The organism is Streptomyces sp. NPDC042002 (assembly GCF_055588305.1).
In genome coordinates, this window is sequence record NZ_JBVJCT010000015.1 from 160,846 (window position 1) to 182,685 (window position 21,840).

Consider the following 21,840-nt stretch of genomic DNA (forward strand, 5'->3'; position numbering starts at 1 on the left):
CGACCAGCCGGAAAGTGAAATCCGGTCCCGCCGGGCCCGTGCGACCGGACGGAGGGCCGCCCGGCGCCGGTCAGTCGTCGTCGCCGAGCACCGGTTCCGGCAGCGTGCCGGCGTTGTGCTCCAGGAGCCGCCAGCCGCGGGCGCCCTCGCCGAGGACGGACCAGCAGCAGTTGGAAAGGCCGCCGAGGCTTTCCCAGTGGTGGGACTCCAGGCCGAGCAGCCGGCCGATGGTGGTGCGGATCGTGCCGCCGTGGCTGACGACGACGAGGGTGCCGTCGTCGGGGAGCTTCTCCGCGTGCCGCAGCACCACGGGGGCGGCGCGGTCGGCGACCTCGGTCTCCAGCTCACCCCCACCGCGGCGCACCGGCTCGCCGCGCTTCCACGCGGCGTACTCCTCGCCGTGGCGGGCGATGATCTCCTCGTGCGTCAGCCCCTGCCAGACGCCCGCGTAGGTCTCGCGCAGGCCCTCGTCGTGGGTGACGTCGAGGCCGGTGAGCGCGGCCAGCTCGGCGGCCGTGGCGGCGGCGCGCTTGAGGTCCGAGGCGACGACGGCGTCGGGCCGCAGCGAGGCGAGCAGCCGGGCGGCGCGCCGGGCCTGCCCGATGCCCGTCTCGGTCAGCTCGACATCCGTCGAGCCCTGGAAGCGGCGGTCCACGTTCCAGGAGGTCTGGCCGTGCCGCCACAGGATGACGCGGCGGCCCCTGCCGGGCTTCTCCTCGACCTTCGCGCCCGCCGTCTTCCGGGCCTCGGCGCTCACCGCAGTTCCCCCATGTCGGCGGAGTCCTCCTCGGCCTGGAACTTGGCGTGCTCGGCGCCCTTGCCGCGGGTGGCCTTGGCCTCTTCGGGCAGGTCCAGCTCGGGGCAGTCCTTCCACAGCCGCTCCAGGGCGTAGAAGACGCGCTCCTCGCTGTGCTGGACGTGCACGACGATGTCGATGTAGTCGAGCAGCACCCAGCGTGCCTCGCGGTCGCCCTCGCGGCGCACCGGCTTGGTGCCGAGCTCCTTGTTCAGGCGCTCCTCGATCTCGTCGACGATCGACTTGACCTGGCGGTCGTTGGGCGCCGACGCCAGCAGGAAGGCGTCGGTGATGGAGAGCACATCGCTGACGTCGTAGGCGATGATGTCGTGCGCGAGCTTGTCTGCGGCCGCCTGTGCGGCGGTGTTGATGAGCTCGATGGAGCGGTCCGTGGCGGTCACTACGCGGCTTTCCGTAGGCGGTCAGTTATGACTCAAGGGTCTCACGGACCGCCGAGGACACCCCACGCGTTTCTCCGGCCACGCCCCGGGTGGCCCCCGGGGCGTGATGCCGGTCACCTCTTCGGGCCGCTGCTGATCTTGTAGTCCAGGCCGAGGACGACGGACACGTCCGCGTTGCTGGTGACCGTGCCCTTCTTCACCGTGGTGGTGGGCAGGCCCAGGGTCTTGGCGACCTCGACGGCGTCGCCCTTCCTGGCGGGATCGCTGTAGGTGATCCGCGACACGCTCTGGGCGGCGCCGGCGGTACCGGAGTCCAGGAACGTGTAGCCGCCGTTGACGAGGACGATACGGGCCTGGCTCGTGGCCGCCTTGAGGCCGGTGGCGTTCTCGATGCCGACGCGGACCGCGGAGCCGGCGTCGGGGCTCTTCGCCGTACCGCCCAGGACGTCCTTGATCACGCTGCTGGAGGCGCTCGCGCTCAGGGTGCCGTCCTGCTGCACCGGCATCAGCGCGGTCTTGTAGTCGCCGCCCTTGGCGAGGTCGGCGAGCTTGGCGAGGAAGGCGCCGAGGTCCTGGTCGGTCAGGGACGGGTCGAGGATCTGGGCCAGGGTCTGCACGGTGGTGGTCGCGGCCTGCTTGTCGGAGGACAGCTTGCGCATCACTCCCTGCATGACCTGCCCGAACCGCTCCAGTTGCGCGTCCTGCGCCTCGCCGGAGGCCCGGTAGGTGGCGTAGGCGACAGCCGTCTTGCCGCTGAGGGTCTGGTCCGTGCCCTTCTTGACGAGCGGGGGATCACCCTTCTTCTTGGAGTCGGGGTCCGGCACGTCGGTGTTCGTGTCGACCTCGATGTTGCCGACGAGCTCGACGAGGTTGTTCAGGTAGGGGGTGTCGAGCCGCCAGGTGCCCTGGATGTCCGTACCGAGCACGGTGTCGAGCGCGTCCCGCGTCCCGGACGAGCCGTCGCTGTCGACGGACTTGGCGAGCGTGGTCGTCGAGCCGTCGTCGTCCGTCAGGGCGAGGGAGTTGGGCAGCAGGACGGTGGTGCCCTGCTTGGTGGTGGTGTTGTCGACGAGCAGGGCGGTGGAGGTGCCGCCGCCCTTGGTGTTGTGCAGATGGACGACGATCACGTCGCGCTTCTGCGCGGCGACGGGCGTCGTGGTCCCCGGTTCGGCGTGCGGTGTGGTGCCGGGCAGCTTGCCCGCGTACCAGAGGTAGCCCGCGCCGCCGACCACGACCAGGGCGACGACCACGACCAGCGCGACGACCCGGCTGCGGGCGCGGCGCTTGGCCTCCTCGCGGCGCTCGGTGCGGTTCTCGGTGAACTTCAGCCAGTCGATGACGTCCTCGGACTCGGCTTCCTGCTCCTCGACGAACGCGAACTGCTCGGTGCGGTAGTCCCGGTCGGCCCGGGGAGCGCCGTCCTGCGCCGGCCCGTCCTGCGCGGGCCCGGCCTGCTGCGGGATGTAAGCGGTCTGCTCGGCGACCCGGGGCTGCCGGCCGGTGCCCGCCGTGTCGGCGGTCCGCCCGTAGGCGTCGTACGACGCCGAGGTGGTCCCGTTCCCTCCGGCTCGGGGCGTACCGGTGCCGAACGGGTCGAAGGACGGGACGGACGGCTGCTGGCCGGTGTCATAGGGCGACACGGTTTCGTGCTGGCCGGTGTCATAAGGCGACACCGCTTCGTGCTGGCCGGTGTCATAGGCCGACACCGTTTCATGTTGACCGGTGTCATAGGGCGACACAGGCGGTTGCCGGCCCGTGTCGTAGGGCTGGACAGGTTCCTGACGGCCCGTCGCATAGGGGTCGTAGCCGTAGCCCTGCTGCTGGGCGCCATAGCCGTCGTACCCCTGGGCGGGCTGCTGCGGGACCTGCCGGTACACAGGCTGCCCGAACTCGTCGTAGCCGACGAGTTCGTACTGGTCGCCGCCCGAGTATCCGTCGTATCGGTCGTTCACCGGGTGCCCCTCTCGGCTCACTGGCCGCGGTACAGCTCACGCTTGTCGATGTAGCGCACCACACCGTCCGGCACCAGGTACCAGACGGGGTCGCCCTTGGCGACTCTCGCACGGCAGTCTGTGGACGAGATGGCGAGCGCGGGAACCTCGACGAGCGAGACACCGCCCTCCGGGAGCCCCGGGTCGGTCAGCGTGTGACCTGGCCGGGTGACCCCGATGAAATGCGCGAGGGAGAACAGTTCTTCCGTGTAGCGCCAGGTGAGGATCTGGCCGAGCGCGTCGGCGCCGGTGATGAAGAAGAGGTCCGCGTCCGGGTTGAGCGCGCGCAGGTCGCGCAGCGTGTCCGTCGTGTAGGTCGGGCCACCGCGGTCGATGTCGATCCGGCTGACCGAGAACTGGGGGTTCTCGGCGGTCGCGATGACCGTCATCAGATAGCGGTCCTCGGCCGGGGTGACCCTGCGGTCGGTCTTCTGCCACGGCTGCCCGGTCGGTACGAACACCACCTCGTCGAGGTGGAACTGCGCGGCGACCTCGCTGGCCGCGACCAGGTGTCCGTGGTGGATCGGGTCGAAGGTGCCGCCCATGACGCCGAGCCGGCGCTTGCCCGGATTCGAGGGGCCGTTGCCGGGGCCGGCCGTCAGGCGCTTCGCCGTACCGCCGGCCGTGCCGCTCGCGCTGCCCATCGCGTCGCCGACGGCGCCGCTCTCCGTGTCACTCGCCGGACCGGTAGGCATGTCCTGCTCTCCCATGCGTGCAGACCCTACCGGCCCGGCCGACGGGCTCCGGCCGACAGGGGCCCCGAGCGGGCCCCGCGGGGCTCAGCGGTCGCGGTTGAAGCGCGTGGTGATCCACAGCAGCAGAAGCAGGATGAACAGGGCCCCGCCGCCGGTCAGGAACGGGCTGAGGCTTTCGTGGTTGCCGCCGTTCTCGCCCTCGGCGGCGACGGTGACCAACTGTGCGGCTGTGTGCTGGAAGCTCATCTCGGCAGGACCTATCCGATGGGGGTCCCCCCGCGCGAGCGAAGTCGAGCGTGGGGAGGGCGGGATAACGACGTCGGCCCATCGTATGCGGGCACCTCGGCCGCGAACACGCCGACTCCGCCGTTGGGGACGCCGGTTGTGGCGACCGCGTCGGCCGGCGCCTCCGCCCTGCCGCACCCGGCCGCCGCCGACGTCGGCGCGCGGTGTCGGCTCAGTCCTCGCGCTTGTAGCCGCGCAGCAGGAACCACGCGGCCAGCACCACGCCGATGATCATGACGATCAGCACGACGCGGAGCAGATTGCCCGGGCCCTGCTTGCCTGCCGCGTCAGCGGCTTCCGTGAGCCATGCGGCTGCGGGGATGTGCTCCATGTCGTACGACTCCTTCTCTGTACTGCCCGTCAACGGTATATCCGCCTAGGCTGGGCTCTGCCTTGGGGGCGCATAGGGCACTCAGACGCACATGGGGGAACACATGTCCGACGACGGCCACGACCAGAACGGCCACGAGAAAGTGCCGAGCAGGCAGCGCAGGCGCTTCGAGGGGATCTCCTCGCGGGCCTACGAGCACCCGGCGGACCGCTCGGCCCTGGTGGCCCTGCGTAAGCTCAGCGGCTTCGACACGGTCTTCAAGGCACTGAGCGGCCTGCTGCCCGAGCGCAGCCTGCGGCTGCTCTTCCTGTCCGACTCGGTGCGCGTCTCGGAGGCCCAGTTCGCGCACCTCAACGACATGCTGCGGGACGCCTGCCACATCCTGGACCTGGAGAAGGTCCCGCCGATGTACGTGAACCAGGACCCGCAGCCGAACGCGATGTGCATCGGCCTGGACGATCCGATCATCGTGGTGACGACCGGGCTCGTCGAGCTGCTGGACGAGGAGGAGATGCGGTCGGTCATCGGCCACGAGGCCGGCCACGCGCTGTCCGGTCACGCCGTCTACCGCACGATCCTGCTGTTCCTCACCAACCTCGCGGTCCGGGTCGCCTGGATCCCGCTGGGGAACCTCGCGATCATGGCGATCGTGACCGCGCTGCGCGAGTGGTTCCGCAAGTCGGAGCTGTCCGCGGACCGTGCCGGACTGCTGGTCGGCCAGGACCTGCGGGCCTCGATGCGCGGCCTGATGAAGATCGCGGGCGGCAACCACCTGCACGAGATGAACGTGGACGCGTTCCTCGAGCAGGCCGAGGAGTACGAGTCGGCGGGCGACCTGCGGGACTCCGTGCTCAAGATCCTCAACGTCCTGCCGCGCACGCACCCCTTCACCGCGGTCCGCGCGGCCGAGCTGAAGAAGTGGGCGGAGTCCCGCGACTACCAGCGGATCATGGACGGCCACTACCCGCGGCGTGACGCGGACAAGGACACCTCGGTGTCGGACTCCTTCCGGCAGTCGGCGGCCAGCTACGCCAGCGACATGAAGAACTCCAAGGATCCGCTGATGAAGCTGGTCAGCGACATCGCCGGCGGCGCGGGCGACCTCGGGGGCCGGGTACGGCGCGGCTTCGGGGGCTTCGCGAGCGGCGCGCCCAAGGACGCCGGGAACACGACGGACGCCGGGAACGCCGGTACCGAGCAGGCGCCGCGTGAGGACCGCTCCGACGAGGACACCGACGGCCGGGACTGATCACCCTCGCCGGGTGCCGCCGCGGCGACGCCCGGTGGTCCGGCTACACCTTCGGCTGTGCGCTCTTGGCCAGCGAACCGCACACGGCGGTCGCGCTGCCGGTGGCGTACGGGTCGGTGCCGGCCGGGCCGCCCGCCCTGGCCGTCTCGCCCGCGAGCAGCGGCCGGAGCATGCCGACCGAGTCGTCGGAGCAGGCGAGCGGGCCGGCCTGGACGTAGGACACCACCAGCTCGGCCTGGCGCATGCGCAGGTCGTCGCGGTCGAAGCGGAAGGTCAGCTCGCGCCGGACGGTGAACAGGGAGGCCTTGGCCCGGGCGTTCGCGCCGGCCGGCTTCAGCGCGTAGACGAAGGTGTGGTCGGCGACGACCTCCAGGGTGTTCGCGTCGGACTCGGCGGCCTGGAGGGTGCCCTGCACCCGGATCCCCTTGTCGGCGAGCTGCGTCCGGATCGCGTCGAAGCGGACCAGCCAGCCGGTCGGGGCGTGCCGTCCGTCGGCGACCGGGTGGTCGAAGCTCTGGTCGAACTGATCGATCTGCCGCGGGTCGAGCAGGATCCGTACGGGCCGGGTGGCGCCTCCGGTCAGCACGCTCGGGTCGAGGGACGATTCGACGAGGTAGTCCTTGGCGGTGGTCAGGGCGGTGACGACCTGGCTGTCGGAGAAGTGCGCGGTGCGCCGGACCGCGGGGAACGTGATGCCGTCGGCGCCGGTGCGGAACTGGGCGGCCGGGCTGTCGGCGTACAGCTGGTCGGCGCTCGTTGAGCCGGGCACCGCGGTCTGCGGGGCGAGCGGGATCACGGTCATCCGCAGCGGTTCGGCCGGCTGGGTGGCGGGGGTCTGGTACGGGTGGCGTACACCCATGTAGATCGCGGTGCCGAAGGCGACGGCTATCAGCAGGACGAGGATCAGTGCCTGCCGGGACAGTCCGCGCTGGAGGGGCGGGCGACGGCGTACGGCCGGGCTGTGGTCGGCCATGCGTTCCTGGGCGGAGAACTCCTGGAGGCGGGCAGCGCGGACGAACGACTCGTCGAAGACGACGGATCGGTACTCGTCCTCTCCACCAGCGGGTGCACCCTCGGGTGTCCCCTCAGGTGGGTCTCCAGGCCCGCCCATACATTCAGAGTAGGTCTCCGGGAGCTCTGGTAAACGCTGTGGTACGCGACAAGTTCTGACAGGTTCCCACCAGGACGGTCACGCTGTGTGAGGGATCGTCGGCGTCTCGGCGGGAAGACCTGCCTCAGGGCGTGCGCGGCACCGCCGACACCGCCGGCTGGGAATAGTCGGCCGAGGCGGAGGGGCCCGTGCCGGTGACTTTCTCCCGGCCCTGTTCGAGGCCGGAGGAGGCGGGTGAGGGGACCTGGTCCCGGCCGCCGGAGGAAGCGCCCCGGTAGACCGCCGTGAAGGCGAGGGCGACCATGCCGATGCCCATGACGAGGGCGAGGATCCAGGCGACCGGACGATGCCAGCGCGCGTGCTTCCCGTAGAGCCGGCCGTACGTCCCCGGAGCGCCGTAGCGGCCTTCGAGGAGGTCGCTGTCGTCGAGGTCGTCCAGGTCGGGATCGTGGTCGAAATCGCCGTGGTCGTCCGGCCCGAAGCCGTCCTCGTAGTCGTCGCTACGGGCGCCGCGGGCGTGCGCCCGGCGTGCCTCGGCCTCGGAGGCCTCGGCGCGGGCCTGGGCGGCCGCGAGCAGCCTCTCCACGGCGGTCGGCTCGTGGATCACCGCCGCCCTCACGAAGTCCTCGTCGAAGACCACGGAGGCGAACTCTTCGTCCGCGCCCCCGCGGTCGTCGTCGGGCTCCCAGCCGTCAGGGAACGGCGTGCCCCCCACGTCCTCCGGCACGGATCCAGAGTAGACCTGGGGGGTCAATTTGGGCAGACGGTACGGAAATTCATCTGCCGACGGGACCGCGCCTCAGCGGATCGCGGGCCGTGCGCCGTCCGCCGCACGCCCCGGCGCCCGGCACCGCGCCGCCCGTACGCCGTGCGCGCCCTCCGGGCACGGCTCAAGGGCGCCCCGTACGCCCTCAGGGGCCGCCTCCGGGCCTTCGGGGCGGCCCGGGGTCCCGCGGAGCCGTGGCCCGCCCCGGCGCGCGGCTCGGGCCGTACGAGGCCGCCGCGCGGCCGGCCCTGGCCGAGGGGCCGCTCACGCGCGCCCCGCGGCCCCGTCGCCCGGGGCGTGCGGCCCCTGCCGGTGTCCCAGCGGTGTCTCAGCGGCGGATGTGGCCGTCGCCCGTGACGATGTACTTCGTGCTCGTCAGCTCCGGCAGCCCCATCGGACCGCGCGCGTGGAGCTTCTGCGTGGAGATGCCGATCTCGGCGCCGAAGCCGAACTGGCCGCCGTCGGTGAAGCGGGTCGAGGCGTTCACCGCGACCGTCGCGGAATCGACCAGCTGGGTGAAGCGGCGGGCTGCCTGCTGCGAGGTGGTCACGATGGCCTCGGTGTGACCGGAACTCCACAGCCGGATGTGCGACACGGCCTTGTCGAGCGAGTCCACGACGCCCGCCGCGATGTCGTAGGACAGGTACTCGGTGTCCCAGTCCTCGGCCGTGGCCTCCACGACGGTGGCCTTGGAGCCCTTGGCGTAGGCGAGGACGCGCTCGTCGGCGTGCACCGTGACCCCGGCGTCCGCGAGGGCGTCCAGGGCGCGCGGCAGGAACTCGGCGGCGATGTCCTGGTGGACCAGGAGGGTCTCGGCGGAGTTGCAGACGCTGGGCCGCTGGGCCTTGGAGTTGATCAGGATGTCGACGGCCATGTCGAGGTCCGCCTGGGCGTCGACGTACACATGGCAGTTCCCGGTGCCGGTCTCGATGACCGGGACGATGGACTCCTGGACGACCGTGCGGATCAGGGACGCGCCGCCGCGCGGGATGAGGACGTCGACGAGGCCGCGGGCGCGCATCAGCTCGCGGACCGATTCGCGGCCCTCGCCGGGGACGAGCTGGACGGCGTCGGCGGGCAGTCCGGCGCCGCCCACGGCGTCGCGCAGGACCCTGACGAGGGCCGTGTTCGACTCGTAGGCGGAGGAGGAGCCGCGCAGCAGGACCGCGTTGCCGGACTTCAGGCACAGGGCGGCCGCGTCGACGGTCACATTGGGGCGGGCCTCGTAGATGATGCCGACGACGCCGAGGGGGACGCGGACCTGGCGCAGGTCGATGCCGTTCGGGAGGGTCGAGCCGCGGACGACCTCGCCCACCGGGTCGGGCAGCGCCACGACGTCACGGACGTCGGAGGCGATGGCTCGAACGCGCTCGGGGGTGAGCGTGAGCCGGTCGATGACGCTCTCGCTGGTCCCGGCCTCGCGGGCCTTCGCGATGTCCTTGGCGTTGGCGGCGACGATTTCGCTCGTACGGACTTCCAGCGCGTCCGCGATCGCAAGCAGCGCGTCGTCCTTCTCGGCCCGCGGCAGAGGCGCCAGGTCGGCGGCGGCGGACTTCGCGCGATAGGCGGCCTGGGCCACCGGGGACATGGAGTCGTACGGCGAGAGCGTGGTCATGAGGGAAGCGTAGTGGGCCGGGTAGGACGGGCCGGCGGTTGTCCCACCCGGCGAGACAGGCTCAAAAGGGGTGAACTCCGACGGGTGCCGCCGGCAGTGTTCCGTACCCTTCCGCGATCCGCTGGTGGTAGGTCTCGCGGTCGATGACCTCCAGGCCGACGATCTCCCAGGGCGGGAGTTTGGCGGTCTGCCGGTGCTCGCCCCACAGGCGCAGCGCGACGGCCGCCGCGTCGTGCAGGTCGCGGGCCTCTTCCCAGTAGCGGATCTCCGCGTGGTCGTTGGCGTACCGGCTGGTCAGCAGGAACGGGTGGTCGTGGGCGAGCTGTTCGAGACCGCGCCGCACCTCGGTCAGCGGGGCTTCGCCGCCGGACACGCTCAGCGTGACGTGCCACAGCCGGGGCTGGTCGGCAGGCTGCTCGCCCTCGTAGGTGTCGCCGGCGGCGACACTGGTCAGGGCCCGCTCCTCGCCCACCGCACGGGAGGCGGAACCACCGCGGGACGCCGCCGCCCCAGGGCGCACTCGTCTCACGACGGCCTCCTTTACCCGATGGTGGTACCGAATCCCGGACTCTCCCTGCCACAAAGTTGAGCAGGTGAGAAGCCGCCGTGTGGCGGTTTTACGGAACGTCCCCCGGCGGGGGCGGGGGAATCGGCCGTTTACGGGTGCAGTGGACAGCTGTGTCAGCGATGGACGGCGGAGACCGTCTTCTACGGGTTCAGCAGGACGAGGTCGTCGCGGTGCACGACCTCGCGCTCGTACGCGGGACCCAGCTCGCGCGCCAGCTCCCGGGTGGAGCGGCCGATCAGCTGGGGGATCTCCTTGGCGTCGAAGTTCACCAGTCCTCGCGCGACGGCCCGGCCCGTGCTGTCGCGCAGCTCGACCGGGTCGCCCGCGGTGAACTCGCCCTCGACGGCCGCGATGCCCGCGGGCAGCAGCGAGGTGCGCCGCTGGACGACCGCGCGCACGGCGCCGTCGTCCAGGGTGATCGCGCCCTGCGGGGTGGAGGCGTGCTGGAGCCACAGCAGCCGGTCGGCGGACCGCTTGCCGGTGGCGTGGAAGAAGGTGCCCGTGTCGCGGCCCGCGAAGGCGTCGGCGGCGTGGACCGCGCTGGTCAGCACCACCGGGATGCCGGCCGCGGCGGCGATCCTGGCCGCCTCGACCTTGGTGACCATGCCGCCGGTGCCGACGCCCGCCTTGCCCGAGCTGCCGATCTCGACGCCGGCGAGGTCCGCGGGCTCCCGCACCTGCGCGATCCGCGAGGTGCCGGGCTTGCTGGGGTCTCCGTCGTAGACGCCGTCCACGTCGGAGAGCAGGACGAGCAGATCGGCGCGTACGAGGTGGGCGACGAGGGCGGCGAGCCGGTCGTTGTCGCCGAAGCGGATCTCGTCCGTGGCCACCGTGTCGTTCTCGTTGACGACGGGCAGGGCGCCCATCGCGAGGAGCTTGTCGAGGGTGCGCGAGGCGTTGCGGTGGTGGGCGCGCCGGCTGGTGTCGTCGGAGGTGAGGAGCACCTGTCCGACGCGGATGCCGTAGCGGGCGAAGGAGGCCGTGTAGCGGGCCATCAGAAGGCCCTGGCCGACACTGGCGGCGGCCTGCTGGCGGGCGAGGTCCTTGGGGCGGCGGCGCAGTCCGAGCGGCGCGAGGCCCGCGGCGATGGCGCCGGAGGAGACGAGGACGATCTCCTTCTCGCCGCCGTCGCGCGCCTTGGCGAGGACGTCCACGAGGGCGTCGACCCGGTCCGCGTCGAGGCCGCCGGAGGCGGTGGTGAGCGACGAGGAGCCCACCTTGACGACGATCCTGTGGGCTCGCGCCACAGCATCCCTGCCGGCGTGCGTCTCGGTCTGCCTTGCCGCTGCCACCTGCTGTGTGTCCCCTCGGGTCGGTCCGGGTGCCCCGCTGCGCAATCTACGCGAAGGGGAAGGGGGTTGGCCCGCCGGTCCAGCAGACGGACGGCGCCGCGTAGTCGCGTGATCACAAGTTGCGTGCGCGCAAAAGGTCGTACACGTTCCTCAGGGGAATTAAAGGCAGTGCAAAGTCAAGTTGAACGTTGTGGCACCTACCGTTCCCCCCGTGAAGCGCATCCTCCTGAGACCGGGAAAAAGCCCGTACGACGTCGTTCCCGTGGAACAGGCCCTCCACCAGGACGTCATCGCCACCAACGCGGGCAACCTCATCTTCAGCGACGCCGCGCACAAGATCCTCGAGACACCGCGCACCGAGGTCGTCTCCAACGGCATCCGTACCGAAGTGGCCGCCGCGGGCCGTATCAACGAGGAGTTCGACGCGTTCGCCGTCCCGTTGGCCAACGCGTTCCGGCCCTCGTTCGAGCCGCAGCTCAGACGACTGACGCGGCTCATCGGCAAGTTGAGGATCCCGGTGATCGTCCCGGGCATCGGCGCGCAGACCGGCCCGAACTACGACCCGGCGCGGCTGAAGCCGATCGAGCCCGCCGTACGGGAGTTCGTCTCCGCGGTGCTCGACCGCAGCGCGTCCATCGGGGTGCGCGGCGAGTTCACCGAGCGCTATCTGCGCGACTTCGACTTCTCCTTCGGCTCCCGCACCGGCCGATCACCAAGCTGCCCGCGGACCTCGATCCGGCCCAGCTGTACGCGGAGGCCGACTTCGGCGCGCTGACCCGCGGGCACCGGGAGCGCTTCACGGGGTTCCTGGACCGCAACGGCCTGGAGAACACCTTCACGGCAGTCGGGCCGCCAGTAGACCGGCGGGCACCTCCGGGCGGCCGTCTCCGCGACGGACGCCGGGGGGGAGCCTCGGGAGCTCAGGTCTAGCGCCGGGCCCCGAGCACCCGCCGGGCCACCCGGCGCAGGCGCCGGAAGCGTGCGGGACGGGGCTTGAAGCCGTCGATGGTGACCGTCTCACGGGTCGTCGGGACGTAGTAGCTGTCCGGGATGCCCGCGGCCTGGTCGCGGAAGTGCGGGTAGGCGAGGTAGGCCTTGCGGCCGCGGGACTCCAGCACTATCTCCGGGTTCTTCTTCGCCTTGACGAACTCGACCACGTCGAGGAGGAGATCGCCCCGGCCCCGGGCCACCAGGTGCAGCCGCAGCCGCTCATGGACCTTGAGGCGGGTGGCGACACCGTCGTGCCAGTAGGCGTCCATCAGCGGCTTGGCCAGGTCGAGTTTGTGCCGCCGCACTTCCTCGCTCTGCTTCAGCAGACCCGGGCCGAACTGCGGGAGCAGGGTGATCAGGAACGGCCGGACCATCAGGTTGTCGCGGCGCGGCCCGGCGGGTACGTACTCGGCTATGAGGCCCATCAGGGCGCGGGCCGAGTCGAAGCGCAGGGCGTAACCGCCGCTCTTGGTCACGTGCTTGCCGTCGTCGCGGCCGACCAGGTGGTAGCAGTCGTAGTCGGAGATCACGGAGACGCCGTCGGCGCGGAGATAGGCCTCCATCGTGAACAGCGCGTCCTCGCCGGTCTTCAGCGTCTCGTCGAAGACCATCCCGTGCCGGGTGAGCAGATCGCGGCGGAAGAGCTTCTGCGCGCTGAGCGTGAACTTGATGTTCGAGGAGAAGACATCAGTACGGGGCTGGTTCTTGCCCCACATCGTCTTCGGAGCCGTCCTGTTGACCCCGACGACCTTGCCGAGCACGACGTCCGTGCGCTGCTCGTCGGCCATGGCGACCATGCGCTCCAGGGCCTCGTCGCCGAAGTAGTCGTCGGCGTCGAGGAAGAAGACGTAGCGCCCCCGCGCCTTGCCGAGGCCGATGTTGCGCGGGCCGCTGGGGCCGCCCGAGTTGGCCTGCCGGATCACCGTCACGGACATGGCCGCCCGCTCGGCGAACTCCTCCAGATACTCCCCCGTGCCGTCCGTGGACCCGTCGTCGACGGCGATGACCTCGATGCGTTCCGGGCCGAGCGTCTGGTTCTCCACGGATTCCAGGCACTTGACCAGGTACGGCATCGCTTCGTACGCCCCGATGACGATGGTCACGTCAGGCTGCGTCACGTTTCCCCCTTGTTCGGGAAGTGTCACAAGAACATTTCCCCCTTATCACCTCAATCGCTACCTAGGAGACGACTGGAAGTACGGACTGGTTGCCCGGACCTACTCATTTTGTGACCCAGGTCACAGGAAACGGCGGGTGACTTACCTGTGAAGACTCACAGAACGATGTAAGAGAAACAGTGATAAGCGTAAGAAATGGGCATGGCCCCGGGGAAAACTCCCCAGGGCCATGCCCATGTGTGCTTGCGGACCGGATCAGCCGGTGACCGCGGCTCCGTCCGTCTCGTCGGCCACCCGCTGGCCGGGGACCGCGCTCGCGAGGTCCACGTCCACGATGTCGGCCGAAGTGACGCTCTCCTGGCCGAGGTTGCGCCGCTCGGCCTGCCGTGCCAGTTCCCGCACCGCGGAGTTGAACTGGTCGATCGAGGCCGGCTCGTCCGGGCCGAGCAGGTAGCGCTTGAGCTCCTGGCGGCCTGCGGCCTGCGCGTCCGCGGCCGGGTCGGCCACCGCTTCGAGCAACTCGCCCAGTTCGGCGGCCGAGTTGGACAGGATCACGGCGGCGCGCACCGCGGTGTTCTGGCGCTTGAACTCCTCGGCGCCGAGCTCCGCGGAGTCCGTGACGGCGTACGGCTTGCCGCTCGCGATGAAGTCGGAGACCACACTGGAGATGTCCGAGACCATCGCGTCGGAGACGTTGAAGCAGTCGTACAGGCGCGGTTCGGCACCCGTGATGACGCGGTGCTCGGCGGTGCTGAAGGAACGCCAGTAGGCGTCGTTCCACTCGGCGCGCAGCAGGGCGACCTCGGCGTGCTGGGCCACGTCGACCATGCCGTCGCGGCTGGCCTCGGCCTCGTCACCCTTCGCGTCGAAGCCGGTCAGGGCGGCGATACGGGCCTCGATGCGGGCCAGCTCCTCCTTGACCGCCGCCTGCGCCGCGGGGTCGGACACGAACCGCGGGTTGACGGCGCGCCCGGCACCGGCGGCCTCCACCAGCGCGGTGATCCGCGCGTGCGCGGCCTTGGCCGCTCCGCTGCGGGTTCCGGTGAACGGGTGCGGCTTGTAGAGGACACGCACCGGCGGCTCGGCCTCCAGCAGCGAGCGCACGATGTTCTCGCCCGCGAGCAGGATCGAGGTGTTGCCGGGGTTGTCGTCCCAGCCCTCCCAGGTGGGGGCGTACAGCACGGTCGGCATGCGGCCCTCGGGCACACCCTGCCAGGTCTGGATCGGGGCCAGCTGAGGTCGGCCGACCTCGACGATGTCGTCGTCGCGGACGCCGACGTCGGCTATCGCGTAACGGTCGCGGCCCGCGCGGCCCGCGGTCCACACCTCGTCGTACACCTTGCTGAACGGGTTGACGCTGGCGAGCTTGTCGCTGTCACCGTGGCCGATGAAGACGTGCTGGATGGTGGGCACGCGCAGCATGTGGATGTTCTTGCCGACGTTCGCCGCGTAGAGCGCGACCCGTACCGTCGACAGGTCCATGTTCATCAGGTGCACCCCTCCGGGCACGCAGATGACCGGCACCGTGGTGGGCGCCATGCGCTCCAGGATCGCCCGCTCGCGGAGGATGACCAGCGGCCGGGTGTCCAGCTGCTCCATCGTCTCCAGCCACATGTTGACCTGGTACGCGGAGTCCTTGGAGCCCGAGAAGTAGAGCACCGTCTCCGGACGGTACTCGCCCAGCCAGTCGTCGATGGCCGCCAGGACCTTCTCGGCGTTCGGCGGGGTCTTCCGGCCGCGCACGAACGGGACGAGGGCCGCGACGTAGCCGAAGGCCAGCAGCAGCGACACCGCGACGCCCGCGAAGCCGTAGACGTTGTTGTCGGTCGCCCCGGCGACCAGGAGGCCGATGACGGCCACCAGGTCGAGGTGGAGCATCTTCTCGGCGGACCGGGAGAGCAGCCGGCGCGGCGGCGCGTCCGGTATGCGCACGCGCGAGCCCAGGTCGACGTTGCGGGTGGCGACGGGCATCTTGCGGCGCAGCCGGATCAGCGTGATCAGCGCGCCGTGCGGTGCCTGGAAGCCGTAGAAGGCCAGGAAGCACGCGATCGCCGCGTAGAAGACCATGCTGTCGGACAGGTCGAGCCGCGCCAGGAGCAGGACGAGCAGCAGCTGCCGGATCAGGAACCTGATGGACAGACCGGCCCGCACCTTGCTGAGGCGGTTGACCAGATAGCTGCCTCGCCGGTGCAGATAGTGGTCCGCCAGATACGTCACGGCGGCCGCGGCCGCGAAGGCGCCGACGCTCGGCAGGAGCGCGGCGAGCATCAGGCAGGGGAAGCCCAGCATCATGAGGGCCGCCGCCGCCAGCTCGGCCGCGCTGCCCACCCGGGCAACGCGAATAGCGGTGGAAATCACGGAGAAACCTGCTCTTGAGGGGTGAGTACCGGTTTGATACCAAAAGTTCTTTTGATACCGAAGATGAACCAAAAGGCGAAAAGTTAACTTTACGGACTCAGGCCCTTGTGAATACGTGGCGAACACGCGAACACAAAGGCCTGAATTCCGAAAGACTATTCGTTTTTGATTATGCCACGCCATCCTGGCGGTCCAGGACGCTGGCCAGAGCCGCCTCGAAACCGGAGGCACGGCCCACGCCCGCCGTCGGGTCCTGCTGGCGGACGTCGATGACGTGACCGGTGAGCTCGGAGAGCAGAACGTCCAGCGAGGTGCGCGCCACGGCCTCGGAGGACAGCAGCGAACCCGCGGGCTCCTGGCCGAACGCCTTGGTGCGCATGGGGGTCGCGGTGCGCTCGGGGTTGATGCAGTTGACGCGGATGCCGTCGCCGGCCCACTCGTCGGACAGCGCCTGGGTGAGGTTCACCATGGCGGCCTTGGTGGAGGAGTAGAGGCTGTACTCGGCGCGGCCTCGGGTGTAGCTGCTGGAGGTGTAGAGCAGCAGCTGGCCCTTGGTCTCCGCCAGGTACTTGTAGGAGGAGCGGGCTATCTGCACCGGGGCCAGGTAGTTGACCTTCAGCGCTTCCTCGATGGTCGCGTTGTCCGTCTCGGCCAGCTTGCCGATGCGCAGCACGCCCGCGGTGTTGATGACGTAGTCGATGCGCCCGGTCTCCGCGTACGCCGTGGAGAGCGCGTCGTCGACCTCCTCGGGGTTCTCGACGTGCGTGCCGGTGGTGGAGCGGCCGAGCGCGTACGTCTTCGCGCCGTAGGCATCGGCGAGCTCGGCTATGTCCTTGCCGATGCCGTACGAACCGCCGAAGACGACGAGGGTCTTGCCGGTGAGCAGCTCGCGGTAGGCGGCCTCGTCGGCCTGCTCGGGCGCGGCGGTGGAGGCGAGCTGGAAGAGCTTGTCGGCGATGAAGACGTCGACGGGCTGGGTGACCTTCATGTTGTACTCGTCGCCCGCCACGACGTGGATCGGCACGTCCGGCAGGTACCTGAGCACGACCGAGCAGTCGTCCGTGGCCTGGAAGTTGGGGTCACCGGCCGCGACCTGGTAGGCGCGGCGGATGGTGGACAGCTTGAACGCCTGGGGCGTCTGGCCGCGGCGCAGCCGGGAGCGGTCCGGGATCTCGGTGATGAACTCGCCGTCCTCGCCGTGGGTGCGGGTCACGATGATCGTGTCCGCGGACGGGATGGCGACGTCGACGGCCTGGAAGCGCTCCAGGGCCGTGACGCAGTCGTCTATGACGCGCTCGGACAGCAGCGGGCGCACGGCGTCGTGGAACAGGACGTTCGCGTCCTCGCCCTCGGCCAGGCCCTCGCCGAGGGCGGCGATGGCGCGCTCGGTCGTCTCGTTCCGCGTCGAGCCGCCCTCGATGACCCGGGTCACCTTCGTGAAGCCCGCCTTCGCGACGATCTTCTCGACGTCCGGCACATAGCCCGGAGCCATGAGCACGATGATGTCGTCGATCGAGTCGGCCTGCTCGAAGGTGGTCAGCGTGTGCTCGATGACCGCCTTGCCGGCGATCTTCAGCAGTTGCTTCGGAATCGACAGACCCACCCGCTGACCGGTGCCGCCGGCCAGGATCACTGCGGTGGTACGGGGCTTGGCAAAGTGCTCAGACACAGGTGACCTACCTTGGGGCGACAGGGAACCCGGGAATGGTCCCACCTACGGTTACTGCGGTGCAAGGTGAGCGCCGCCTGCTGCATTTGTGCGCGCAACCGGTTATTCACCTTGCACACAGGCGACTTCGGAGACACCGGGGCGAATTGTCCGGATTTGCTGTGAGTAACTGCACACGTCTCCGCGCACGTTCCTCACGTTCTTCCCAGGCGCTTGAGCACCCGGTGACCAAGGACACGTACGGGTACCCCCGACGGCGTCCGATGAACCGAGCGGATCGCGGCGGCGCGCGGGGGCTCGGCGGCCCGCCACGGCGAGCGCTCCGTGCAGCGCCCGGGCGGCGGCTTCGGGGCCGATCCCCGGCGCGGTGCCGGACCGTGGTCTCGTCCGGAAGCCCATTGCCGCGGAATTCCACGTTGAGCAGCCGCAGCGTTTCGGTCTCTGGACGTACCGCTGCCACTGCTGCCACTGCGAGGGCATGGTCTTCGCCGACGGGCGCAGCGTGACCGGGACGTGCACGCGGTCGCGGCCCGGGCCGCCGGCGATCCGCGCGACGGTCTCGTCGTCGGGGGCGTCCGCGGAGAACTCGCCGCTGATCAGCGAGGTCCGCCCGCGGGTGGCGCGCACCGCGTCGACCAGTCGCCGCCGGTGCCGCCCGGTGGCCGGACGTCGCCCATCATGCCGGGCCGGGCGCAGACCGCGAGCGCGGCTTCCGTCGGGTGTCCGCTGTGCGCGGGGAAGCCGACGCCGTGGGCGGCCACCGCGTCCTTCGCGGCGAACAGCGCGCCCTGGATCGAGATGGTCCCGGTCTTGTGCGGGCCGATGTGCGGCAGCCGGGTTCCGACGGGCAGCGGCGCGACCGTCACGGTGGCTGTCGTGTCAGGTGTCGGACAGTCGGTCTCCATGGTGTGCGGAGACCAGGGCCGGATGCTGAGCACGACCTGAGAATGCCCTGGGACTCCGTGAGTCCCAGGGTTCTCCGCGCGGAGAACCGCTCGGGGACCCCGCGCGACGGGACGGGGCGGGGCCGTACGCCGGTGGGCCGCGCCCGGATCACACGAGCCGCACGCCCGGCTCCCCCGCCTCGACCCGCAGGCGGGCCAGGGTGCTGGAGGCGGCGTCCGGCTTCAGCACCGTCTCCGGGGCGCGCACCTGGGCGTCGATGCCGTCCCGGCGGATGTCGAAGAGGTGGTAGCCGCGGTGGGCGTCGATGAACTTCCAGTGCGGGTTGTCCGGCATCCGCGCGTCCCACTCCTTGTGGAAGGCCGCCTGGTCCTGGTCGCCGCCGCTGGAGATGGAGGTCCCGACGAACTCGGCGCCGACGGCGTCGGAGTCCGGGTCGGCGAAGTCCTCCTTGAGGTCGCTGATCATCGTGAGGTGCCGGTCGCCGCTGAGGACGACGGGGTTGCGGATGCCGGCGAACTCCCCCATGAGGGCGTTGCGTTCGGCCTGGTAACCGTCCCAGGCGTCGTAGTACCAGAGCTTGCCCTCGCCCACCTGGAGGTCGGTCTCGGCCATCATGATCTGCGAGGCGACGAGGTTCCAGCGGGCCGGCGAGTGGTGCAGGCCGCGGAGCAGCCAGTCCTTCTGCGTCGCGCCGAGCATGGTGAGCGAGGGGTCCTCGGCGGCGTCCTGGCCGGTCACCTGGTCGCTGCGGAACTGCCGGGTGTCGAGGACGTTCAGCCGGGCGAGGCGTCCGAAGTCGAGCCGCCGGTACATCCGGATGTGCGGCCCGTCCGGGATCGCGGTGGCCCGGACGGGCATGTGCTCGTAGTACGCCTGGTAGGCGGCGGTCAGCCGGGCCACGAACGCGTCGTGGGTCTGTTTGTCCGGGTCCTGCGGGATCTCCCCGGCGAAGTCGTTGTCGACCTCGTGGTCGTCGAAGGTGACCACCCAGGGGGCGTTCGCGTGCATCGCCGCGAGGTGCGGGTCGCCGCGGTACTGGGCGTACCGGTTGCGGTACTGGACGAGGGTGTACGGCTCCCCCGTGCCCTCGTGCCGGCGTACGGCCGTCGCCGACGGCGAGGACTCGTAGATGTAGTCGCCGACGAACAGGACGATGTCGGGGTCCTGGTCGAGCATGTCGGCGTACGGGGTGAAGTAGCCGTTCTGCCAGTTCTGGCAGGAGGCGAGCGCGACGCGGAGCGAGCCGCCCGCGCCGGCGGGGTGCGGCGCCGTACGGGTGCGGCCGGTCGGCGAGAGCTGACCGTCGGCGCGGAAGCGGTACCAGTACGCGCGGTCCGGGCGCAGCCCGCGGACGTCGACGTGCACGCTGTGGCCGTACTCGGGACGCGCCTGGGCGGTGCCGCGGCGGACGGGTTTGCGGAAGCGGGCGTCCTCGGCGATCTCCCACTCGACCGGCACCGCGCGGTCGGGCATCCCGCCGCCGTTCAGCGGGTCGGGGGCGAGCCGGGTCCACAGCACGACGGCGTCCGGCAGCGGGTCCCCGGAGGCGATACCGAGGCTGAACACACCGTCGGGCAGGGGGGTTTCGGCCGCGCGGGCGGTGCCGGGCAGCCAGAGCTGGGCGGAGGCGGCGGCGCCGAGCACGGCGGCCGAGGCGGTGAGAAAGTGGCGTCGATCGCGTGGGACTGCTCCGGACATCGGCGAACTCCCCTGTGTCGGTTGCCTCTTGGACACCAGGGAAGCTCACACGGCGCGGCAGCCCGCCTCTTGAACAAGGCGCATCGTAAGCATGACAAATGCACGAGCAACGAACGACTCGCCGTGCCGGGTCCAGTAGGCCGGGGGCTGGCCGGACCCGGAACCGGTCGCGGGGAACAGGCCCGGCGTGGACCCGGCGCCGGTGACGCCGCCGAGGTCCTGGCCGGGCAGCCCGGCCGCCACGTCGAGGCAGCCGCCCGCCGGGGTCGCCGCCGGGGTCGCGGATCGTCACGGCGCCGACGACCGGGACGGCCGGCACACCCGCGGCCAGGGCGACACCGGTGCCCATCTCGAAGGGGCCGCGGCGGGCGAGGAGCGAACGTCCGGTCGGGCACGTCGGTCCGGGGTATCGGTTCCGGACGCCGAAAACGCGTCGGGCGCGGAGAGGAAGGTCCTCTCCGCGCCCGCTACGACTTCCGGCCCGGCCTTCGGGGCACCCGCCGGAGCGAGGCCCGGAACAGGCCTAGAACGGCTCGAAGTCGTCGTACTCCTTCTCCGACTCGTCCCGCTCCGCCTGCTTGTCGCGGCGGCGCTGGGCGGCGGGGCGGGGCTCGTCGAGGCGGTGGTCCTCGCCACGGCGGCCGAGCATCTCCGCACCGGCCATGACCGTCGGCTCCCAGTCGAAGACGACCGCGTTCTCCTCGGGGCCGATGGCGACGCCGTCGCCCGAGCGGGCGCCCGCCTTCATCAGCTGCGCCTCGACACCGAGACGGTTGAGGCGGTCGGCGAGGTAGCCGACGGCCTCGTCGTTGTTGAAGTCGGTCTGGCGCACCCAGCGTTCGGGCTTCTCGCCGCGCACGCGGAAGAGGCCGTCCTCCTCCTGCACCACGGTGAAGCCGGCGTCGTCGACCGCCTTCGGGCGGATGACGATACGGGTCGCCTCCTCCTTGGGCTTCGCGGCCCGCGCGGCCGCGACCATCTCGGCGAGCGCGAAGGACAGCTCCTTCAGGCCCATGTGGGCGACCGCCGACACCTCGAAGACGCGGTAGCCGCGGCGCTCCAGGTCGGGGCGGACCATCTCCGCGAGGTCCTTGCCGTCCGGCACGTCGATCTTGTTGAGGACGACCATGCGCGGACGGTTGTCCAGACCGCCGTACTGCTTCAGCTCCTCCTCGATGATGTCGAGGTCGGAGATCGGGTCGCGCTCGGATTCGAGGGTGGCCGTGTCCAGGACGTGGACGAGCACGCTGCACCGCTCCACATGGCGCAGGAACTCCAGGCCGAGGCCCTTGCCCTGGCTCGCGCCGGGGATGAGACCGGGCACGTCGGCGATGGTGTAGACGTTCTCGCCCGCGGTCACCACGCCCAGGTTCGGGACGAGGGTCGTGAACGGGTAGTCCGCGATCTTCGGCTTGGCGGCGGACAGGACCGAGATGAGCGAGGACTTGCCCGCGCTCGGGTAGCCCACCAGGGCGACGTCGGCGACGGTCTTCAGCTCCAGGACGATGTCCTGGAGGCCGCCGGGCACACCGAGCAGCGCGAAACCGGGCGCCTTGCGGCGGGCCGAGGACAGCGCCGCGTTGCCGAGGCCGCCGCGGCCGCCCTCGGCGGCGACGTACGAGGTCCCCTGTCCGACGAGGTCCGCGAGGACGTTGCCGGCCTTGTCGAGCACGACCGTGCCGTCCGGCACGGGCAGGATCAGGTCCTGGCCGTCCTTGCCGGAGCGGTTGCCGCCCTCGCCGGGCTTGCCGCTGGTGGCCTTGCGGTGGGGTGAGTGGTGATAGTCGAGCAGCGTGGTGACGGACTGGTCGACGACCAGCATCACGTCACCGCCACGGCCGCCGTTGCCGCCGTCCGGGCCGCCGAGCGGCTTGAACTTCTCCCGGTGTACGGAGGCACAGCCGTGACCTCCGCTACCCGCGGCGACATGCAGCTCGACGCGGTCCACGAAGGTGGTCATGTGGGGTGCCTCCAGCACTTCGGTTACATCGGTTACTTCAG

At 70.7% G+C, this 21,840-nt stretch carries 19 protein-coding genes; 2 read left to right on the forward strand and 17 right to left on the reverse strand.

From position 1 onward, the window contains the following. Positions 1 to 70: 70 nt before the first annotated feature. The 6 genes from ACZ6KY_RS23080 to ACZ6KY_RS23105 all read right to left on the reverse strand — a co-directional run bounded on the left by ACZ6KY_RS23080 (position 71) and on the right by ACZ6KY_RS23105 (position 4,532). Complete coding sequence (locus tag ACZ6KY_RS23080) at positions 71 to 757, reverse strand: histidine phosphatase family protein (RefSeq protein ID WP_469312157.1); 687 nt, start codon at positions 755 to 757, stop codon at positions 71 to 73. Next, positions 754 to 1,197 (reverse strand): ribosome silencing factor, encoded by a 444-nt coding sequence (gene rsfS, locus ACZ6KY_RS23085; protein WP_469312158.1) that lies wholly within the window; start codon positions 1,195 to 1,197, stop codon positions 754 to 756. Before rsfS ends, ACZ6KY_RS23080 begins: the two co-directional genes overlap by 4 nt. Before the next feature lie 113 nt (positions 1,198 to 1,310). Next, positions 1,311 to 3,149, reverse strand: a complete 1,839-nt coding sequence (locus ACZ6KY_RS23090) for an LCP family protein (protein WP_469312159.1) — start codon at positions 3,147 to 3,149, stop codon at positions 1,311 to 1,313. Between the two features lie 17 nt (positions 3,150 to 3,166). Then, positions 3,167 to 3,898, reverse strand: a complete 732-nt coding sequence (gene nadD / locus ACZ6KY_RS23095; protein WP_469312160.1) for a nicotinate-nucleotide adenylyltransferase — start codon at positions 3,896 to 3,898, stop codon at positions 3,167 to 3,169. Between the two features lie 69 nt (positions 3,899 to 3,967). Beyond that, positions 3,968 to 4,129: a hypothetical protein gene (locus ACZ6KY_RS23100; protein ID WP_401326883.1), complete on the reverse strand. Its 162-nt coding sequence runs from the start codon at positions 4,127 to 4,129 to the stop codon at positions 3,968 to 3,970. A 211-nt stretch (positions 4,130 to 4,340) separates the two neighbouring features. Beyond that, complete coding sequence (locus tag ACZ6KY_RS23105; protein ID WP_469312191.1) at positions 4,341 to 4,532, reverse strand: hypothetical protein; 192 nt, start codon at positions 4,530 to 4,532, stop codon at positions 4,341 to 4,343. Positions 4,533 to 4,602: 70 nt separating this feature from the next. On the opposite strand from ACZ6KY_RS23105, the gene ACZ6KY_RS23110 reads away from it, so the two are divergent. After that, on the forward strand, positions 4,603 to 5,748 hold the full coding sequence (locus tag ACZ6KY_RS23110) for a M48 family metallopeptidase (protein ID WP_469312161.1): 1,146 nt from the start codon (positions 4,603 to 4,605) through the stop codon (positions 5,746 to 5,748). Between the two features lie 43 nt (positions 5,749 to 5,791). Here ACZ6KY_RS23110 and ACZ6KY_RS23115 read toward each other — a convergent pair whose 3' ends face one another. The 5 genes from ACZ6KY_RS23115 to proB all read right to left on the reverse strand — a co-directional run bounded on the left by ACZ6KY_RS23115 (position 5,792) and on the right by proB (position 11,055). Continuing rightward, the gene (locus tag ACZ6KY_RS23115) at positions 5,792 to 6,859 is read right to left on the reverse strand and encodes an SCO2583 family membrane protein (RefSeq protein ID WP_469312162.1); all 1,068 of its coding nucleotides are present in this window, start codon (positions 6,857 to 6,859) and stop codon (positions 5,792 to 5,794) included. 124 nt (positions 6,860 to 6,983) lie between these two features. Then, positions 6,984 to 7,586, reverse strand: a complete 603-nt coding sequence (locus tag ACZ6KY_RS23120; RefSeq protein ID WP_469312163.1) for an SCO2584 family spore wall biosynthesis protein — start codon at positions 7,584 to 7,586, stop codon at positions 6,984 to 6,986. Between the two features lie 367 nt (positions 7,587 to 7,953). After that, complete coding sequence (locus ACZ6KY_RS23125) at positions 7,954 to 9,240, reverse strand: glutamate-5-semialdehyde dehydrogenase (RefSeq protein ID WP_469312164.1); 1,287 nt, start codon at positions 9,238 to 9,240, stop codon at positions 7,954 to 7,956. A 61-nt stretch (positions 9,241 to 9,301) separates the two neighbouring features. Continuing rightward, positions 9,302 to 9,760, reverse strand: coding sequence for a hypothetical protein (locus tag ACZ6KY_RS23130; protein WP_469312188.1), 459 nt, complete (start codon positions 9,758 to 9,760; stop codon positions 9,302 to 9,304). Between the two features lie 188 nt (positions 9,761 to 9,948). After that, positions 9,949 to 11,055: a glutamate 5-kinase gene (gene proB, locus ACZ6KY_RS23135; protein ID WP_469312165.1), complete on the reverse strand. Its 1,107-nt coding sequence runs from the start codon at positions 11,053 to 11,055 to the stop codon at positions 9,949 to 9,951. A 256-nt stretch (positions 11,056 to 11,311) separates the two neighbouring features. Here proB and ACZ6KY_RS23140 point away from each other — a divergent pair, with 256 nt between their 5' ends. Beyond that, the gene (locus tag ACZ6KY_RS23140; protein ID WP_469312166.1) at positions 11,312 to 11,875 is read left to right on the forward strand and encodes a hypothetical protein; all 564 of its coding nucleotides are present in this window, start codon (positions 11,312 to 11,314) and stop codon (positions 11,873 to 11,875) included. Between the two features lie 151 nt (positions 11,876 to 12,026). Here the strand turns inward: ACZ6KY_RS23140 and ACZ6KY_RS23145 are convergent, their stop codons facing one another. The 6 genes from ACZ6KY_RS23145 to obgE all read right to left on the reverse strand — a co-directional run bounded on the left by ACZ6KY_RS23145 (position 12,027) and on the right by obgE (position 21,799). Next, complete coding sequence (locus tag ACZ6KY_RS23145) at positions 12,027 to 13,163, reverse strand: glycosyltransferase family 2 protein (RefSeq protein WP_469312189.1); 1,137 nt, start codon at positions 13,161 to 13,163, stop codon at positions 12,027 to 12,029. A 300-nt stretch (positions 13,164 to 13,463) separates the two neighbouring features. After that, positions 13,464 to 15,536: a hypothetical protein gene (locus ACZ6KY_RS23150; RefSeq protein WP_469312190.1), complete on the reverse strand. Its 2,073-nt coding sequence runs from the start codon at positions 15,534 to 15,536 to the stop codon at positions 13,464 to 13,466. Between the two features lie 199 nt (positions 15,537 to 15,735). Next, positions 15,736 to 17,235 (reverse strand): D-ribitol-5-phosphate cytidylyltransferase, encoded by a 1,500-nt coding sequence (locus ACZ6KY_RS23155; RefSeq protein ID WP_469312167.1) that lies wholly within the window; start codon positions 17,233 to 17,235, stop codon positions 15,736 to 15,738. 596 nt (positions 17,236 to 17,831) lie between these two features. Then, the gene (locus ACZ6KY_RS23160; protein ID WP_469312168.1) at positions 17,832 to 18,173 is read right to left on the reverse strand and encodes a hypothetical protein; all 342 of its coding nucleotides are present in this window, start codon (positions 18,171 to 18,173) and stop codon (positions 17,832 to 17,834) included. A 115-nt stretch (positions 18,174 to 18,288) separates the two neighbouring features. After that, positions 18,289 to 19,839, reverse strand: a complete 1,551-nt coding sequence (locus tag ACZ6KY_RS23165; RefSeq protein ID WP_469312169.1) for an alkaline phosphatase D family protein — start codon at positions 19,837 to 19,839, stop codon at positions 18,289 to 18,291. A 523-nt stretch (positions 19,840 to 20,362) separates the two neighbouring features. Next, positions 20,363 to 21,799 (reverse strand): GTPase ObgE, encoded by a 1,437-nt coding sequence (gene obgE / locus ACZ6KY_RS23170; RefSeq protein WP_469312170.1) that lies wholly within the window; start codon positions 21,797 to 21,799, stop codon positions 20,363 to 20,365. Positions 21,800 to 21,840 lie beyond the last annotated feature (41 nt).

What these genes read in the sequence shown, in the direction of transcription:
- nadD (WP_469312160.1), bottom strand. Translation starts at nt 3,898, where the DNA reads ATGGGAGAGCAGGACATGCCTACCGGTCCGGCGAGTGACACGGAGAGC.
- ACZ6KY_RS23100 (WP_401326883.1), bottom strand. Translation starts at nt 4,129, where the DNA reads ATGAGCTTCCAGCACACAGCCGCACAGTTGGTCACCGTCGCCGCCGAG.
- ACZ6KY_RS23110 (WP_469312161.1), top strand. Translation starts at nt 4,603, where the DNA reads ATGTCCGACGACGGCCACGACCAGAACGGCCACGAGAAAGTGCCGAGC.
- ACZ6KY_RS23115 (WP_469312162.1), bottom strand. Translation starts at nt 6,859, where the DNA reads ATGGGCGGGCCTGGAGACCCACCTGAGGGGACACCCGAGGGTGCACCC.
- ACZ6KY_RS23125 (WP_469312164.1), bottom strand. Translation starts at nt 9,240, where the DNA reads ATGACCACGCTCTCGCCGTACGACTCCATGTCCCCGGTGGCCCAGGCC.
- ACZ6KY_RS23145 (WP_469312189.1), bottom strand. Translation starts at nt 13,163, where the DNA reads ATGCCGTACCTGGTCAAGTGCCTGGAATCCGTGGAGAACCAGACGCTC.
- ACZ6KY_RS23165 (WP_469312169.1), bottom strand. Translation starts at nt 19,839, where the DNA reads ATGTCCGGAGCAGTCCCACGCGATCGACGCCACTTTCTCACCGCCTCG.
- obgE (WP_469312170.1), bottom strand. Translation starts at nt 21,799, where the DNA reads ATGACCACCTTCGTGGACCGCGTCGAGCTGCATGTCGCCGCGGGTAGC.